We start from the raw sequence: 16002 nt of genomic DNA, 5'->3' as shown, positions 1-16002 counted from the left end.
CCAGAATGGCGGGCATGAGCGACGAGCAGGAGACCCCCGGGGACCGGGTCGTGGTGGTCGGCGCCGACGGGCGTCCGGTGGGCATGGCCTCGGTTCCGCAGGACGACGAGGGGCAGAGCCCCGCGTCGATGGTGGAGCAGCCCGCGAAGGTCATGCGGATCGGCACCATGATCAAGCAGCTGCTCGAGGAGGTGAAGGCCGCGCCGCTGGACGAGGCGTCCCGCGAGCGGCTCAAGGAGATCCACGAGAACTCGGTCAAGGAGCTCGAGGAGGGCCTGGCGCCGGAGCTGCGCGAGGAGCTGCAGCGGCTCAGCCTGCCGTTCACGGCGGACACGATCCCGTCGGAGGGTGAGCTGCGGATCGCCCAGGCCCAGCTGGTCGGCTGGCTGGAGGGCCTGTTCCACGGCATCCAGACCGCGTTGTTCGCCCAGCAGATGGCCGCGCGGGCGCAGCTGGAGCAGATGCGTCGCGGGCTGCCCCCGGGCGTCGGCGGTGGGCCGGAGCAGGGCGGCGTCCCCGAGGGCATGGGTCGCGGGACCGGGCAGTACCTCTGACGCACGACGACGACCTGCGGTTTCGCGGTGTCCCGGCCGGGGCCTCCCCTGCCGGGCCCGCGGACGGCGTCTGAGTACCCTCACCGGGTGGCCGTGACCGTGACCGACGAGCCGGGTGACGTCGTCGACCCGTCCGAGGTGTCGAGCCCGCGCAGCTGGCGGCGGGCCTTCGCGGACCTCGCCCAGGGCTGGCGGCAACGGCCGCTGTGGGGCTACCTCGGCTGGCAGGACATCAAGCAGCGCTACCGCCGCTCCGTCCTGGGACCGCTGTGGATCTCGATCAGCATGGGCGTCATCGCCCTCGGCCTGGGGATCCTCTACTCGGCGCTGTTCCAGATCTCGCTGGCGACGTTCCTGCCGCACGTCGCCGTCGGGCTGCTGATCTGGAACTTCGTGTCCGGCTGCATCCTCGAGGGCAGCGAGGTCTTCATCGCCAACGAGGGCCTGATCAAGTTCCTGCCCGCCCCGCTGAGCCTGCACATCTACCGGCTCGTGTGGCGGCAGACGCTGTTCTTCCTGCACAACCTGGTCGTCTGGGTCGTGCTGATGATCGTGTTCCCGCATCCGCTGGGGCTGTCGACGCTGCTGGCGATCCCGGCGTTCGCGCTGCTGGCGGTCAACGGCGCCTGGGTCGCGATCCTCGCCGGGATCCTCGCGACCCGGTTCCGGGACATCCCCCCGATCATCGCCAGCGTCACCCAGCTGGTCTTCTACCTGACCCCGATCGTCTGGTCGGTCGACATCCTGAGCGACAACCCGGCCGCGCGCGAGCGCGCCCAGCTGGTCGAGCTGAACCCGGTCTTCCACTTCGTCGAGATCGTGCGCCAGCCGCTGCTCGGCCAGGAGATCGTCGGCCGGTACTGGCTGGTCACGGGCGTGATCACGATCGTCGGCTGGGCCGCGGCCCTGATCTGCCTGCGCAACTACCGCTCCCGCGTCGCGTACTGGGTGTGAACCTCTGTGACTGAACCCCGCATCCGGATCGACCGCGCCGCCGTCGACTTCCCGATCTTCGACGCCAAGACGCGGTCGCTGAAGAAGGCCGTCCTCGGCAAGGCGGGCGGCCGGATCGGCACCGACGCCAAGGTGCCGATCATCGAGGCGCTGCGCGACATCACCGTCAGCCTGGACAAGGGCGCCCGCGTCGCGCTCGTCGGGCACAACGGCGCCGGCAAGTCCACGCTCCTGCGGCTGATGGCCGGCATCTACGAGCCCACCCGCGGTCGCTCGCTGGTCCGCGGCAAGGTCGCGCCCGTGTTCGACCTCGCCGTCGGGATGGACCCGGAGATCTCCGGTTACGAGAACATCCTGATCCGCGGCCTGTTCCTGGGCATGACGCGCAAGCAGATGGAGGCGCGGATCGACGACATCGCCGCCTTCACCGAGCTGGGCGACTACCTGGAGATGCCGCTGCGGGCCTACTCGACGGGTATGCGGGTGCGGCTCGCCCTCGGCGTCGTCACCTCGATCGACCCCGAGATCCTGCTGCTCGACGAGGGCATCGGCGCCGTCGACGCGGAGTTCCTGAACAAGGCCCGCAACCGGCTCCACGAGCTCGTCGACCGCTCCGGGATCCTGGTCTTCGCCTCGCACTCCGACGAGTTCCTCGCCGACCTGTGCGACACCGCGCTGTGGATGGAGCACGGGACGATCAAGGAGTACGGCCCGCTGCACGAGGTCCTCGACCACTACAAGGGGCGGACCCCGTCGTGACCGGACCGCTCCCGCCCGGCTCGGTCGTCGGCGTCGTCGTCACGCGGCACCGGGCCGAGCTGCTCGTCGACTCGCTCGCGGCGATGGCGAAGCAGACCCACCCGCTGGCGCACCTGATCGTCGTCGACAACGGGCCTGACCTGCCCGCGCGTGACGCGGTCGAGGCCTGTCCGCTGCCGACGACGTGGCTCCCCTCGTGGTCCAACCTCGGCGGCGCGGGCGGTTTCGCCCTGGGGATGCTGCACGCACTCGCCATGGGCGCGGAGTGGATCTTCCTGGCCGACGACGACGGCCACGCCGCCGACGAGTCCACCCTCGCCACGCTGCTCGACGTCGCGTCGCGGCACGGGCTCGCCGCGGTGTCACCGGTGGTCGCCGACAAGGCCGACCCGGACCGCCTCGCCTTCCCGCTGCGCCGCGGCGTCACCTGGCACCGGTCCCGCTCGGCGCTGGGCCCCGACGACCTGCTCCCCGGGATCGCCTCGTTCTTCAACGGCGCCCTCTTCCGGGCCTCCACGCTGGAGGTCATCGGGGTGCCGGACCTGCGCCTGTTCGTCCGCGGCGACGAGGTGGAGATGCACCGCCGGATGGTCCGGTCCGGGCTGCCCTTCGGCACCGCCCTGCAGGCCACCTACCTGCACCCCTACGGCTCCGACGAGTTCAAGCCGATGCTGGGCGGGCGGCTGCACGCCCAGGACCCGGGCGACGAGGTCAAGCGCTACTACACCTACCGCAACCGCGGCTACCTGATGTCCCAGCCCGGGATGCGGAGGATCGGCCTCCTGGAGCTGCCGAGGTTCGCCTGGTACTTCCTGGTGACGAAACGCGACCCGCGCGCCTTCCGCGACTGGCTGACCCTGCTCCGCCAGGGCCGCCGCGAGCAGTTCCACCGCGCCCCCTGACCGACACCCCTCCGGGTCGGTCACCTACCGCACCCCTCGTGAGGCCGTCGCACCCTCCGCGACGGGTGCGACGACCCCCGCAGGGGTGCGACAGCTCGCCGGATGTGGGTTGTCCACAACGAGGCCGGTTGTCCACAGGGTGGCGGGTGCGGGCGTCGTCCGGCGCCGGGGCGGCTTGAATGGGGATGTGGACCTCCTCGACTCGGTGCCGCTCGACTCCGGTGGCCTGCTGTGGCGCGGCACTCTCCTGGCAGCCGGGTTCGGGCGGGACGAGATCGACCGGTTCGTGCGGGCCGGCCGGCTGGTCGGCATCCGGCCCGGTGTCTACCGGCTCCCCGGTGAGGCGGAGCCGACCCGTGCCGAGCTCCACCGAATCAGGGCTCGGGCCGCTGCTCCGGAGCTCGCCGCCGATGCGGTCTACGGCGGTGTGACGGCAGCCGTGCTGCTCGGTCTGCCGCTGTGGCGGGTTCCGCTGGGTCGGCTGCACGTCTTCCGGGACCGGCCCGGCGGTGGCCGCATCCGGCCGGGTACGCACGTGCACGCCGTACCGCTGCCCGACCGGGATGTCGTGGACGTGGGCGGTTTGCGGGTCACCTCGGCCGCCCGGACCGCGGTCGACCTCGCCCGCACCCTCACGACCGAGCAGGCGCTGGTCACGCTCGACGCCGCGCTCCACCGGTACGTCCGCCGCGACCCGACCGTGCCACCACCACCCGGCGCCGTCGACGCCGCGCAGCTCGACGACGTCCTCGGCCGATTCGCCGGTCGACGCGGGGCGCCGCGTGCACGACGCGCCATGGACCTCGTCGACGAGCGGACGGAGAGTCCGGGAGAATCCCGTAGCCGCTTCCACCTGCACGCCGCCGGGCTGCCCGCGCCGATGACGCAGTGGGAGGTGCCGGGGCTCGGCTACCGGACCGATTTCGCATGGCCCGGGCACGGCGTCGTCGGGGAGTTCGACGGACGGATCAAGTACGGACGCACGCTGCGGCCCGGCGAGGATCTCGAGGACGTCCTGTGGCGGGAGAAGCGGCGTGAGGACCGGATCCGGTCGACGGGGCTCACCATGGTGCGCTGGATCTGGTCCGACATCGACGACCGGGGCCCGGACGGCATGGTGCCCCGCCTGAGTCGCCTCCTCGCCGTGCTGCCGCACCCCGCGTGAGGTCGTCGCACCCGACGCGGACGGTGCGGCGACCGCAGCCGGGGTGCGAGAGCAGGTCAGTTCTTGAAGATGACCCAGCGCAGCATGACGAAGTTGATCGCGGTGGCGGTGCCCTGCGCGACCAGCCAGGCGAGGCTGGTGTCGTAGGTCAGCGGCGGCAGCAGGTGCAGGACCAGGGAGTTCACACCGACGTTCACGGCGAAGGTCGTGCCGTAGAGGGCCACGAAGCCGGCGAACCTCGCGCGGCCGCCGGTGTTCGCGCCGGTGAAGGTGAAGCGCTTGTTGAGCAGGTACGCCGTCGTCGTACCGAGGATGAAGCTGATGCCCTTCGCGAACGGCACCCACAGGCCCGCGTTCAGGAGCAGGTGGTAGACGCCGAAGTCGACGATCGCGGAGAGCACACCGATCGCGACGAAGCTGCCCAGCTGGCGGACGAGGCCGAGGCGCGGGGCCGGGCCGTCGGCCGGACCGGTGGCCGGGGGCTCGGCCCGGGTGGGCTCGGTGGCGGTCACCCATCGAGGGTAGCGGCGCACGCCGCAACGACCGCGTCGACCCACCGGAGCGCAGGCCGTGCCCCTCCGAGCTGCCGATCCGTTCTCGACCGTGGACAAGGCAATGCACTTTGCCGTACAAAGTTAGTGACAGAGCAAACTAGTTGGCAGTGGGGGAACCATGCAGGACCGGACGGACACCGACGTCGACGACCAGCCGCCGCGCTCACCGGCCGACGCGCTCGCGATCATCGAGCGTGAGCAGGCCCGGCAGATCCCGCCGTACTGGATCTTCTATCTGATCTGGGGCGCGGCCTGGGCGGTCATCGGGCTCGCCTGGTTCGCGAACGGGACCGGCGCGGTCACCGCGGCCACCGCGGGCGTCCTCACGGGGCTGGCGATCGCCGGGGGGTCGATCGCCAGCGGCCTGGTCGGCGCCCGGATGGGACGCGGCGTCACCGGGCCGAGCCAGCTGCACGGCGCCCTCTACGGCTGGGTGTGGCCGGTGGCGATGATCGGGGTCGTCGCGCTGACGGTCGGTCTGGGCCGGCTCGGGGCGCCGGTCGGGTTCGCCATGCCCGCGCTGTTCGTGTTCGTCACCGGCGGCCTGTTCGCGGTCGGGGCCGCGGTCTGGCGCAACATCCCGGACTACGCGCTCGGGCTCGGCCTGCTGGTGCTCGGCGCGGCGCTGCCGTTCGTCCCGGCGCCGTGGCACGCGCTGACACTGGCGGTCGTCGGCGGTGGCGCCCTGGTCGCCACCGGGCTGTGGACACGGGCGCGGGCGGTCCGGTGACCGAGCTCGACCCCGTCATCCACGCCCAGGCCCGGCTGCGGGTCACCGCCACCCTCGCCGCCCTCGACGACGGCGACCGCATGACCTTCCCGCGGCTGCAGGAGCTGCTCGGCATGACCGCGGGCAACCTGTCCACCCACCTGCGCAAGCTGGAGGACGCGGGCTACGTCGCGATCACCAAGACCCACCAGCGGCGCACCCCGGTGACCTTTGTCGAACTGACGAGAACGGGCAGGCGGGCCTTCGAGGACTACACGGCCGCGCTGCGGGCGCTGCTCGACCCGGCGGCCGACCCGTCGGAGGTGCCGTCGTGACCGCACCGGTGGAGCTGCACGGGGTGACCCGCCGCTACGGCGACACCGTCGCCCTCGACGACGTCGACCTCGTCCTGGAGCCCGGCAGCCTGACCGGCCTGCTCGGACCGAACGGGGCGGGCAAGTCGACGCTTGTCAACCTCGTGTCCGGGCTGCGCCGACCGGACACCGGCACGGTGCGGCTGTTCGGCGGGGACCCGCGTGACGCGGCGAACCGGGTCGCGCTGGGCACCACCCCGCAGCAGACCGGGCTGCCCGACACACTGCGCGTCGGGGAGATCGTCCGGTTCGTCGGCGCCCACTTCCCCGACCCGGTCGGGGCCGGTGAGCTGCTGGGGCGCTTCGGCCTCGACGGGCTGGAACGACGCCAGGCGGGCGGGCTGTCCGGCGGCCAGAAGCGTCGCCTCGCGCTCGCGCTCGCGTTCATCGGCCGCCCTCGGCTGGTGCTGCTCGACGAGCCGACGACCGGCCTGGACGTCGAGGGCCGCCGCGCCCTGTGGGACACCGTGCGCGCGTTCCACGCCGGCGGCGGGACGGTGCTGCTGACCACCCACTACCTCGACGAGATCGAGTCGCTGGCCGAGCGCGTCGTCGTCCTGGCGGGCGGGCGGATCCGCGCCGACGGCGACGTCGACGCCGTCCGCGGAGCCGTCCGGGTGGGGCGGGTGTCCTTCCGCGCGGCGACCCTTCCCGACCTGCCCGGCGTCGAGCGGACCGAGCGCGACGGCGACCACGTCACCCTGCACACCGCCGACGCCGACGAGCTGGTCCGCACCCTCGTCCGGCACGACGTGCCCTTCACCGGCCTGTCGGTGTCCCGGGCGTCGCTGGAGGACGCGTTCCTGACCCTGACCGGAGGCCCGTCGTGAGCATCGCCGCAGCGCACGCCCGCTACCTGATCCTGGAACAGCTGAGGATCCCCGTCGCGGTGCTGTCCACCGCGCTGTTCCCGGCCCTGACCCTGTGCTTCTTCGTGCTGCCGTTCGACTGGGGGGACGACCCGGTCGCGGTGACCCGCTCGGTCGCCCAGCTCGCACTGTTCGGCGTGCTCAGCGGGTTCCTGTTCACCTTCGGCGTGGGCGTCGCCGACGACCGCGAGAAGCCGTGGGATCCCTACCTGCGCACGCTGCCCGCCCCGGCGTCGGCGCGGGTGGTCGGCAGGCTCGCGGTCGGGGTGCTGTTCGCGCTGCTCGGGATGTTGCCGGTGGTCGTGCTGGGGGCCCTGCTCACGCCGGCGTACGTGGAACCGGCGCGGCTGCCGTTCGCGTTCGTGACGCTCCTGGTGGCCGGGCTGCCGTTCCTGTTCGGTGGGCTCGCGATCGGCTACTCGCTGCCGACCAAGGCCGCGCTGCCGGTGACCCAGCTGGCGTTCTTCCCGATGGCGTTCGGTGGCGGCCTGCTGCTGCCGCCGGAGCTGTTCCCCGGCTGGCTGGCCCGCGCGACCGAGGTGCTGCCCACCCGCGGGGCCCGTGACCTGCTGCTCTGGTCGCTCGGCGGGCCGGTCCCGAGCGGTCTGGCGCTGGGCGCGTTCGCGGTGTGGACGGTCGGGCTGGCGCTGCTGGTGGGCTGGGCGTACCGCCGCGACGAGGGGCGCCGCTTCCGGTGAGCCCCGGGCCGGCACTCAGAAGTGGCGGCCGGCGAAGGTGTAGCGGGTCCGCACCGTGACCGAACCGGCGGCCGTCCGGCCGTAGACGCGGAAGTGCGGGCGGCCGTGGACGGCGCGGCTGGGCATCTTCGAGCGGACCGAGCCGTACTGGGAGACGAGGCCGTCGACGTCGGCGGTGGCGTTCTCCGGGACCAGCAGCCGGGCCGACCCGGCGCCGAGCTCCAGCTCCACCTCGACGACGGGCATGGGCAGCTGCGCGTCGCAGAAGTCCAGCAGGACCGGGCCGAGCGAGGTCTGCACCCGCAGCCGGGCCGGGACCGCCCAGTCGCCGCGGCGCTTGACCCCGCCGACGCCGCCGCGCAGCACCGTAGGCGGGCCGACCGGGGTGGCCAGGACGTCCGCGGACAGGTCCAGCGGGTCCCCGGGCAGGTCGGACAGCACGGGGAGCAGCTCGGAGCCGAACCGGGCGCCGTAGACGACCGACAGCCGCTCCTGCAGCTCCTCGACCGAGATCCGGCCCTCGGCCATCGCACGGTTGAGCCGCGTCGCGGCGCGCTCGCGGTCGGCGTCGGAGATCCTGATCTCCCGACCATCTCCGGGTAGCCGCGCACCGGTCACCCCACCAGGGTAAACACCTATCCGACGGGTGCGGCGTCCGGCAGCCGGAACAGCCACACCCCGCCGTCGAACCGGCCGGGGTCGCCGGTGACCCGCCGGGTCCAGGCCAGCGCACGGGCCTCGTCGCCGCCGGCGTACCCGGGGACGAACGCGACCGCGGTGATCCCCAGGTCGCGCAGCTCGCGGTGGGCGGCGGCGGTGTAGTCGTCGCTGGGGTCGTTCTTGCCGTCGGCGACCCACTGCGCCCCGATCTGGTACCGGTTCCAGCGGGACTGGATGGCGACGTCGTCCTCGGGATCGGAGGCGATGAAGTAGCCGCCGCGGATGCGGAACGACGGGCCGGAGGCGGCCTGCCAGCGCAGGCCCTGCGCGCCGTCGTCCCAGGCCGCGGTGATCCGCGGGTAGATCTCGACGACGTCGGCCGGGCCCAGCGGCGCCGCCCCGGCCGCGAAGAAGGCGGGTACCGGCGCGGGCCGGACCTCCTGGGCGTCGGCGGGCAGCCAGGACACCACCGCCAGCGCGGCCAGGGCGACGGCACCGACCGCCGTCGCCGGGGTGTCGAGCGGCATCCGGTCCACCCACAGCGCGACCACGACGGCGACGCACAGCGCCGTCACCACCTGGATCCGGACCGGCTCGACCTCCGACAGCAACGGGACCTCGGCGAACCCGAGCCAGGGCAGCGGGATCCCCGTGTAGTCGCCCAGCAGCACGACACTCGTGCCGAGCGAGGCGACCCAGGACAGGAACCCGACCGCGGCGACGACCCGCAGCGTCGTCGACCGGACGACCAGCACCGCGACGACGACCAGCGCCAGCACGGCGACGCCGACGTAGCCGCCCTGTTCGCCGATGTGGCCGCCGAGCTCGGTGCCCGCGCCGTCGGGCACCGCCCGGACGGCGGTCAGCCGCGTCGGGACGAGCAGGTTCGCGAGGTCCGCGCCGGTGGCGTGCACGTTGCGGATCGCGCCGCGCGGGCGGTTCGGCCCGGCCAGCACCAGGTACAGCGGGTAGGCGCCGAGCACCACGAACACCCCGACGCAGGCCAGGCCGGCCCGGACCAGCCCCGGCAGGTGCGCGCGGACCCGGCGGGGGAACCGCAGCGCGAGCACCACCGCGGTGACGACCAGGAAGATCACGCCGATGGCGAGGGTCTGGGTGTAGAGGACGAGCTGCCCGACCAGCGCGAGCCCGGTGAGCGCCCCCACGAGCCACGGGCGACGCAGCGGGCCGCGCGCGAACAGGTGGTGCGCGACGAGCAGCAGCAGCGGCGGCAGCAGCGACCATGTGAGGTTGAGGTGCCCGGCGATCGCGTGCGCCAGATGGAACGGGGAGAACGCGTACAGCGCGCCGGCGATCCCGCGGGCGACCCAGCCGCGGGTGCCCGCGCCGACGTACGGGCCGAGCGCGGCGACCAGGACCAGTCCGGACACGACCGGGCCGAGGACCAGCCCGACGTTGAACGCGGTCACCGAGCCCGCGACCAGGGTCACCGGGGCGAGCGCCAGCGCCAGCAGCGGCACCGCGGTGTTCCACAGCGCGTTCAGCCCGTACGGCCAGTGCATCCAGTCGGTGACCAGCGGGTTCTCCCCGTGCGTCACGGCGAACGGGAACCAGTGGAGCCACCAGGCGAACATGTCGGCGTCGGCGGTGACGTGCCCGATCAGCAGACCGCCCGGGGCGGCGAGCACCCGGCGCTGCAGCCACAGCGAGACCAGCAGGTAGCCGAGCCCGAGCAGCACGTACAGCCCCGCGGTCGCGCCCCGGCGCCGTGCCGGGGGCAGCGGGAGGCGGACCTGCCGCTCGTCGAGCACCCGCCCAGGGTCGCACCCGTCGTCGTCGGTGGCCCTCGCTACCCTGGCGACGATGACGGACACGACCGTTCCCAGCAGCACCAGGACCGACGCCCCGGCGCGGCGGACCGCCTCCCTGCACGGCTGGGGACGGACCGCGCCGACGGTCGCCCAGCTCCTCACCCCGCGCGACGCCGAGGACGTGGCCGAGGCCGTCCGCACGGCGGGCGAGCGCGGCGTGATCGCCCGCGGGCTCGGCCGGTCCTACGGCGACCCGGCGCAGAACGCGGGCGGTGTCGTCCTCGACATGCCGGGCCTGAGCCGGATCCACGCCATCGACCCGGACACCGGCGTCGCGGACGTGGACGCGGGCGTCAGCCTGGACCAGCTCATGCGCGCCGCGCTGCCGCTCGGGCTGTGGGTCCCGGTGCTGCCGGGCACCCGCCAGGTCACGATCGGCGGGGCGATCGGCGCCGACGTGCACGGCAAGAACCACCACACCAAGGGCAGCTTCGGCAACCACGTCGAGTGGTTGGCGCTGGTGACCGCGGACGGCTCGGTCCGCGAGCTGACCCCGTCCGGGCCGGACTCGGAGCTGTTCTGGGCGACCGTCGGCGGGATGGGCCTGACCGGCGTCATCGTGCGGGCCAGGGTGCGGCTGCACCGGACCGAGTCGGCGTACTTCGTGGTCGACACCGATCGCACCGACGACCTCGACGGCCTGCTGGAGCTGCTCACCGACGGCTCCGACGACACCTACGGCTACTCGGCCGCCTGGTTCGACACCACCGCGACCGGGGCCCGGATGGGCCGCTCGGTGCTGACCCGCGGCTCGCTCGCGACCGTCGACCAGCTCCCCGCGAAGCTGCGGTCCGAGCCGCTGAAGTTCGACGCGCCGCAGCTGCTGACCTTCCCCGACGTCTTCCCGAACGGGCTGGCCAACAAGCTGTCGCTGACCGCGTTCTCCGAGCTGTGGTTCCGCAAGGCCCCGAAGCGCCAGCGCGGCTCGGTGCAGAACATCACGGCCTTCTACCAGGTGCTCGACGTGTTCGGGGACTGGAACCGGGTCTACGGCTCGAAGGGCTTCCTGCAGTACCAGTTCGTCGTCCCGATGGGGGCGGAGACCGAGCTGCGCCGCATCCTCGAGAAGATCGCGGCGTCGCCGCACAAGTCCGGGCTGAACGTGTTCAAGCGCTTCGGCGCGGGCAACGACGCACCGCTGTCGTTCCCGACCAAGGGCTGGACGATCACCGTCGACTTCCCGATCGCGAACGGGCTGTCCCGGTTCTGCACGGAGCTCGACGAGATGGTGCTGGCCGCAGGCGGGCGGCTGTACCTGGCGAAGGAGTCGCGCACGTCGCCGGAGGCCTTCGCCGCCGGCTACCCGCGGTTCGCCGAGTGGAAGGCGATCCGCGACGGCGTCGATCCGGCCGGCGTCTTCGCCTCCGACATGTCCCGCCGCCTCGCACTGACCCTCTGACGTCCGGAGCCAGCACCATCATGATCGACGCAGTCGGCAATCCGCAGAGCATCCTGCTCCTCGGCGGCACCTCCGAGATCGGCCTGGCCACCGTGCGCGCGTTCGCCGCGGACCGCCCGTTGCGGGTCGTGCTCGCCGCCCGCCCCGGCCCCCGGCTCGACGCCGCCCGCGCCGAGCTCGAGGCGCTCGGGTGCGGCGTGGAGACCATCGAGTTCGACGCCAGAAGCATCGAGACCCACCCCGAGGTCGTGAAGAAGGCCTTCGCGGGCGGGGACATCGATGTCGCCGTCGTCGCGTTCGGGCTGCTCGGCGACAACGAGAAGGCCTGGACCGACGTCGACCACGCCGTCGAGCTGGCGCAGGTCAACTACACCGCGACCGTCTCCACCGGGGTCGCGCTGGCCGAGCGGTTCCGCGAGCAGGGCCACGGCTCGCTCGTCGCGATCTCCTCGGTCGCCGGGGAGCGGGCCCGCCGCTCGAACTTCGTCTACGGCTCCACCAAGGCCGGGATGGACGCGTTCTACACCGGGCTGACCGAGGCGCTGCGCGAGTTCGGCGTGACCGTGACGATCGTCCGGCCCGGCTTCGTGCACTCGAAGATGACCGAGGGCCTCGACGCCGCACCGCTCGCGACGACCCCGCAGGCCGTCGCCGACGTCATCGTCGACGCGGTGCGGACGGGCAAGGAGCTGGTGTGGGCACCGGCGCCGATGCGCTTCGTGATGAGCGCACTGCGCCACGTGCCCCGGCCGATCTTCCGCAGGCTCCCGATCTGATCCGGGGGCGGCCTACCAGCCGTCGACGTGCAGGACGGTGTCGAGCGGCTGGCGCTTCGCGGGCTTGAACGTGTCGCCGGTGTAGTACGCGACCGGCAGCAGGACGCCCTGCCGCACGTTCTCCGGGATGCCCAGCAGCTCGGCGATCTCCTTCTCGTACTGCAGGTGCAGCGTCGTCCAGGCGCTGCCCAGGCCGCGCGCACGCAGCGCGAGCTGCAGGCTCCACGCGGCCGGGAGGAGCGACCCCCACATCCCGGCCTGGTTCGACGCCGGCAGCTCGGCCTTCGCGTTCATCGCGCCGATGACCAGCACCGGGACCTCCCCCATCCGGTCCGCGAGGTACTGCGCGCTGTCCGCGACGCGGAGCTGGGTGGCGTCGCGGTCGGCGTCGCCGTGGGAGCGGGTCGTCGGGTACTGCGAGGAGTTCCGGTAGGCGGTGAACGCCTTCCGGTAGTACTCGCCGACGGCCTTGCGCTTCTCGGCGTCGGTGAGCACCAGCCAGTGCCATCCCTGCTGGTTGGAGCCGCTCGGGGCCTGCAACGCGACCTCGAGGCTCTCCCGGACCACCTCCAGCGGCACCGGACGCTCCAGGTCCAGGCGCTTGCGGACCGATCGGGTGGTGGTGAGCAGCTCGTCGGGCCCGAGTGGCAGCACATCGCTCATGCCCCGCACGCTACGGCGCCGCCGGCCTCGGCCTCCTCGCGATGATCACCGCGCGCTCCCCTGCGCCCACCTCGCACGTGAGGCGCCCCGCGGACCGCTGCGCACGGGTCGCGGCCAGACGCGGGTCGGCCCAGGTGGGGACACCGCCGTAGGGGCCGCGGGTCAGCCCGTCGGAGCCCTCCCGGACGATCTCGAACCCGGCGTCGACGAGGATCTCCCGGATCCGCAGGTGCCCGCGCGGGACGCGGGGCGGCACCCAGCGGGCACCGGCCAGCTCCCGGCCGCGGCCCTCGGCGTCGGCGGCGACGACGAGTGCGCGCCCGCCCGGCTCGAGCGCCCGGAACCAGCCGCCCGGGCCGAGGTCACCGGCCAGCGCCGCGTCCGGGAGCCGGTCGAGCACTTCCACCGCGGTCAGCGACGCGACCGGCCCCGGCAGGGCGTCCAGGGTCAGGTGCACGGGGCATCCCGGCGCGCCCGCACGCATCGCCCCGGCCTCGGCCTCCGAGCCGGCCAGCCCCGAGACCGGGCCGAGCCGGGCCAGCCCGGCGAGCACGGCCCCGCCGGCACCCGCGACGTCGAGGTAGGGGCCGCGGCCCAGGTGGTGGCGGGCCAGGCGCAGGTACCAGTGCAGCGCGGCCCGCTCCGGCGGTGCGGCACCGGTGGGCTCGGGCAGGTCGGCGAGGGGCGGGGTCGTGGGGATCATCGGTCCATCGCGTCGGTGGGCGGGACCCGTCCTGGGGCGCGACGGGCGGGCACGTCCATTGTCGCCGACGCGGCACACCGCCGTGCCCGGGTACCGGCATCGCAGCGCGGTCGCCGAGGCCCGTGACCGGTCCACCGCAGCCGGCGGACCCGGGCGGAGGTGCGCACGGCGGACATGACCGTGCCCCCGGACCACGACGGTGGTCCGGGGGCACGCCCGGTGTTCCCCGCTCCCCAGCGGCGTCTCAGGCCCCGTGAGCCGGCTTCTTCCGGCGGCGACGGGCCGCGGCGGCACCGGAGGCGGCGACGATCGGTGTCGCGGCGCTGGCGTGTGCGTCGTCGCGACGACGGCCGGCCCGCCCGCAGTTCTCGGCGCCGGTCCGCGTGCCGGGCAGCGCCGACGCGGAGCGCATCGCCCGCGGTGCCGGGACGACACCGCGGTCGTCGGCGAGACCGCGGGCCGCGATGTGCAGCGACCGCAGCCGCTCCATCCGGTCGACACCGGTGGTGGTGCCGGTGCCCTCGACGACCGGGGTGAACAGGTCCCCGCCGGTGCCGGCGCCGCCGCTGCGCATCCGGGCGACGGCGACGAGGTCGGCGGACAGGTCGCTGTGCCCGGCGCCGTCGAAGTCGGCGGCGCGGGCCGCGGCCAGGCGCTCGAGCACCCAGCGGGCCGAACCGGCCGGGGCCGGGACGTCGATCTCGGCCGCGGCGGGCACGTCGGCGGGATCGGCCTCAGGGCGTCGCGGTGCCCGGGTGGGCAGCGCGGGCGCCGGGACGACGATCGGGTCGGCAGGGGCCGGCTCGGACGCCGGGGCGGTGGGCTCGGGCTCGGCGACCGGCGCGGACGGGGCCGCGACGGGCGGGACGACCGGCAGGGCGGCGGTCCGCGCGTCGTCCGCCGGGGCCTGCTCCGGCGCCGTGGTGGGGGTCCAGCCCGACGTCGTGGCGACGGCGGGGCCCGCCGAGCGGCGGCGGACCACCGGAAGCGCCTCCGTCACCGAGGGCACGTCGCCCTGCTGGGCCGGCGCGAACGGCTGCGCCGGGGCCGACGGCTGCGACGGCACGGACCGCCGCGCCACCCGCCGGGCGGACACGGCCGCAGCCGCTGCGGCGGGATCGGCGGTGGCCGGGGCGGCAGACACGACCGGCAGCACCGAGGTCACCGGCTCGTCGGTGATCATCGGCAGCACGGAGGTCTCCGGGTCACGGCGCGCCTCGTCGTTGGCCACGACGCGGCGGGCGGCCGGGACCGGGTCGGGGGCGACGACCGCCTCGACGGCCTCGGGGGTGGGCCGGGCCCGGCCCCGCATCCACCGGCGCGCGGGACGTTCGACGAGCGAGTACAGCAGGTGTGCCACGGGCAGAGTCCCCACGAAGACGGTGAGCGCGATCAGGTGCCCCGTCTCCCCGCCGCGGGGGAGGACACCGGAGTCGCTCAGGAACCAGAAGATCTCGAACATCGGGATGTGGACCAGGTAGAGGGCGTAGGAGATCCGCCCTCCGTGCACCATCGGGCCACGGGTCAGCAGGTGGTGCACCGGTCCGCGGTCGGCGAGCGCGAGGGCTCCGACCAGGACCGGGAAGGCGACGACGGCCAGGCCGTGCAGGCCGCCGCCGACGACGGACCCCGCCAGCAGGACGAACGGCACCGCGGCGACGGTGGACGTCGCCGTCGCCGAGGCCGCGGAGCGGACCCGCTCGGTGGCGCGCAGCCGCCGCACGGCCAGCATCGCCAGGACACCGGCGGAGAACCCGCCGAGGATCCGGACCAGCCAGCTGTACGGGTAGTACGGCGAGCCGACCACCAGGAACGCGGCCGCCATCGGCGCGGTGCACAGCAGCGACCCCGCCGCCAGCACCGCGAACGGCAGGTTCCGCAGCCGGAAGAATCCGAGCGCCAGCAGCGGGAACAGCAGGTACGCCAGCCACTCGGCGCTGATCGACCACGTCGGGCCGACCCAGGACGCGCCGTCGAGGTACTGCTCGTCCCACATCTGCACCAGGAACAGCTGCTCGAGCCACGCGCCGACGCCGATCGACGGCTGCACCGCCTGGTAGGCGACGTCGGTCGTCGACCCGAACAGCAGCCGCGCCACCAGCCACACGCCGAAGAGGTGGAACACCACCGCGTAGGCGGGCCACATCCGCGCCGCGCGGGCCCACACGAACCCGCCCGCGTCCCGGAGTCGGAGCCGCGGACCGAGCTGGTCGAGGTAGGTCCAGGCGATGACGAAGCCGCTGAGGACGAAGAACAGGTCGACGCCCAGCGCACCCTGTGTGATCAGCGGTCCGAGCCAACCGTTCACTGTCTCCACACCCGCCATCGGGGTGAAGTGGAAGTGGAACGCGACGACCCAGAGCGCGGCGACGATACGCAGCCCCGTCAGCGCGAGCACCTCACCGCCACCGTTGCCTCCACATCGGACGGA

General features: G+C 73.8%; 17 protein-coding genes. 11 read left to right on the top strand and 6 right to left on the bottom strand.

Annotation, left to right across the window (positions count from 1 at the left end; translation table 11 throughout):
- Positions 1–5: 5 nt before the first annotated feature.
- From ZF1_RS00810 to ZF1_RS00790, 5 genes are all read left to right on the top strand, one after another.
- On the top strand, positions 6–554 hold the full coding sequence (locus ZF1_RS00810) for a bacterial proteasome activator family protein (protein ID WP_224403916.1): 549 nt from the start codon (positions 6–8) through the stop codon (positions 552–554).
- Between the two features lie 87 nt (positions 555–641).
- Positions 642–1508: a galactan export ABC transporter permease subunit Wzm/RfbD gene (wzm, locus tag ZF1_RS00805; RefSeq protein WP_083474460.1), complete on the top strand. Its 867-nt coding sequence runs from the start codon at positions 642–644 to the stop codon at positions 1506–1508.
- A gap of 6 nt (positions 1509–1514) precedes the next feature.
- Complete coding sequence (wzt, locus tag ZF1_RS00800; protein ID WP_083657998.1) at positions 1515–2267, top strand: galactan export ABC transporter ATP-binding subunit Wzt/RfbE; 753 nt, start codon at positions 1515–1517, stop codon at positions 2265–2267.
- Complete coding sequence (gene glfT1 / locus ZF1_RS00795) at positions 2264–3169, top strand: galactofuranosyltransferase GlfT1 (RefSeq protein WP_073573814.1); 906 nt, start codon at positions 2264–2266, stop codon at positions 3167–3169. Before wzt ends, glfT1 begins: the two co-directional genes overlap by 4 nt.
- Positions 3170–3356: 187 nt before the next feature.
- The gene (locus tag ZF1_RS00790; RefSeq protein WP_482636249.1) at positions 3357–4334 is read left to right on the top strand and encodes a hypothetical protein; all 978 of its coding nucleotides are present in this window, start codon (positions 3357–3359) and stop codon (positions 4332–4334) included.
- A gap of 56 nt (positions 4335–4390) precedes the next feature.
- On the opposite strand, the gene ZF1_RS00785 is transcribed toward ZF1_RS00790, so the two are convergent.
- Positions 4391–4846: a GtrA family protein gene (locus ZF1_RS00785; RefSeq protein WP_179761409.1), complete on the bottom strand. Its 456-nt coding sequence runs from the start codon at positions 4844–4846 to the stop codon at positions 4391–4393.
- Positions 4847–5006: 160 nt separating this feature from the next.
- Here ZF1_RS00785 and ZF1_RS00780 point away from each other — a divergent pair, with 160 nt between their 5' ends.
- From ZF1_RS00780 to ZF1_RS00765, 4 genes are read left to right on the top strand one after another with little or no spacing between them, the layout of a single operon-like run.
- Positions 5007–5618: a hypothetical protein gene (locus tag ZF1_RS00780; protein ID WP_100879197.1), complete on the top strand. Its 612-nt coding sequence runs from the start codon at positions 5007–5009 to the stop codon at positions 5616–5618.
- Positions 5615–5932 carry a transcriptional regulator gene (locus ZF1_RS00775; protein ID WP_073573850.1) on the top strand — a complete coding sequence of 106 codons (318 nt, stop codon included), beginning with the start codon at positions 5615–5617 and terminating at the stop codon, positions 5930–5932. Before ZF1_RS00780 ends, ZF1_RS00775 begins: the two co-directional genes overlap by 4 nt.
- Entirely contained in the window at positions 5929–6801 is an 873-nt protein-coding gene (locus ZF1_RS00770; protein ID WP_100879196.1) for an ABC transporter ATP-binding protein, read from the top strand. Before ZF1_RS00775 ends, ZF1_RS00770 begins: the two co-directional genes overlap by 4 nt.
- Complete coding sequence (locus tag ZF1_RS00765) at positions 6798–7538, top strand: ABC transporter permease (protein ID WP_178376629.1); 741 nt, start codon at positions 6798–6800, stop codon at positions 7536–7538. Before ZF1_RS00770 ends, ZF1_RS00765 begins: the two co-directional genes overlap by 4 nt.
- Positions 7539–7553: 15 nt before the next feature.
- Here the strand turns inward: ZF1_RS00765 and ZF1_RS00760 are convergent, their stop codons facing one another.
- Together ZF1_RS00760 and ZF1_RS00755 are read right to left on the bottom strand one after the other, a co-directional pair.
- Positions 7554–8156, bottom strand: coding sequence for a DUF1707 SHOCT-like domain-containing protein (locus tag ZF1_RS00760; protein WP_482636248.1), 603 nt, complete (start codon positions 8154–8156; stop codon positions 7554–7556).
- A gap of 17 nt (positions 8157–8173) precedes the next feature.
- A complete protein-coding gene (locus ZF1_RS00755; protein ID WP_482636247.1) occupies positions 8174–9970 on the bottom strand; it encodes a hypothetical protein in 1797 nt (598 codons plus the stop codon).
- A 52-nt stretch (positions 9971–10022) separates the two neighbouring features.
- Between ZF1_RS00755 and dprE1 the strand changes: the two genes are divergently transcribed.
- Together dprE1 and dprE2 are read left to right on the top strand one after the other, a co-directional pair.
- Positions 10023–11429 (top strand): decaprenylphosphoryl-beta-D-ribose oxidase, encoded by a 1407-nt coding sequence (gene dprE1 / locus ZF1_RS00750; RefSeq protein ID WP_482636246.1) that lies wholly within the window; start codon positions 10023–10025, stop codon positions 11427–11429.
- A 20-nt stretch (positions 11430–11449) separates the two neighbouring features.
- Positions 11450–12205 carry a decaprenylphospho-beta-D-erythro-pentofuranosid-2-ulose 2-reductase gene (dprE2, locus tag ZF1_RS00745; protein ID WP_251783221.1) on the top strand — a complete coding sequence of 252 codons (756 nt, stop codon included), beginning with the start codon at positions 11450–11452 and terminating at the stop codon, positions 12203–12205.
- 12 nt (positions 12206–12217) lie between these two features.
- On the opposite strand, the gene ZF1_RS00740 is transcribed toward dprE2, so the two are convergent.
- The 3 genes from ZF1_RS00740 to ZF1_RS00730 all read right to left on the bottom strand — a co-directional run bounded on the left by ZF1_RS00740 (position 12218) and on the right by ZF1_RS00730 (position 15969).
- The gene (locus ZF1_RS00740) at positions 12218–12868 is read right to left on the bottom strand and encodes a nitroreductase family protein (protein ID WP_062404007.1); all 651 of its coding nucleotides are present in this window, start codon (positions 12866–12868) and stop codon (positions 12218–12220) included.
- A gap of 10 nt (positions 12869–12878) precedes the next feature.
- The gene (locus ZF1_RS00735; RefSeq protein ID WP_482636245.1) at positions 12879–13571 is read right to left on the bottom strand and encodes a hypothetical protein; all 693 of its coding nucleotides are present in this window, start codon (positions 13569–13571) and stop codon (positions 12879–12881) included.
- 244 nt (positions 13572–13815) lie between these two features.
- Complete coding sequence (locus tag ZF1_RS00730) at positions 13816–15969, bottom strand: acyltransferase family protein (protein WP_337825386.1); 2154 nt, start codon at positions 15967–15969, stop codon at positions 13816–13818.
- Between the last annotated feature and the right edge of the window lie 33 nt (positions 15970–16002).

Source organism: Pseudonocardia sp. ZF1, from assembly GCF_056835605.1.
This window is presented reverse-complemented; position numbering and strand designations above follow the sequence as displayed.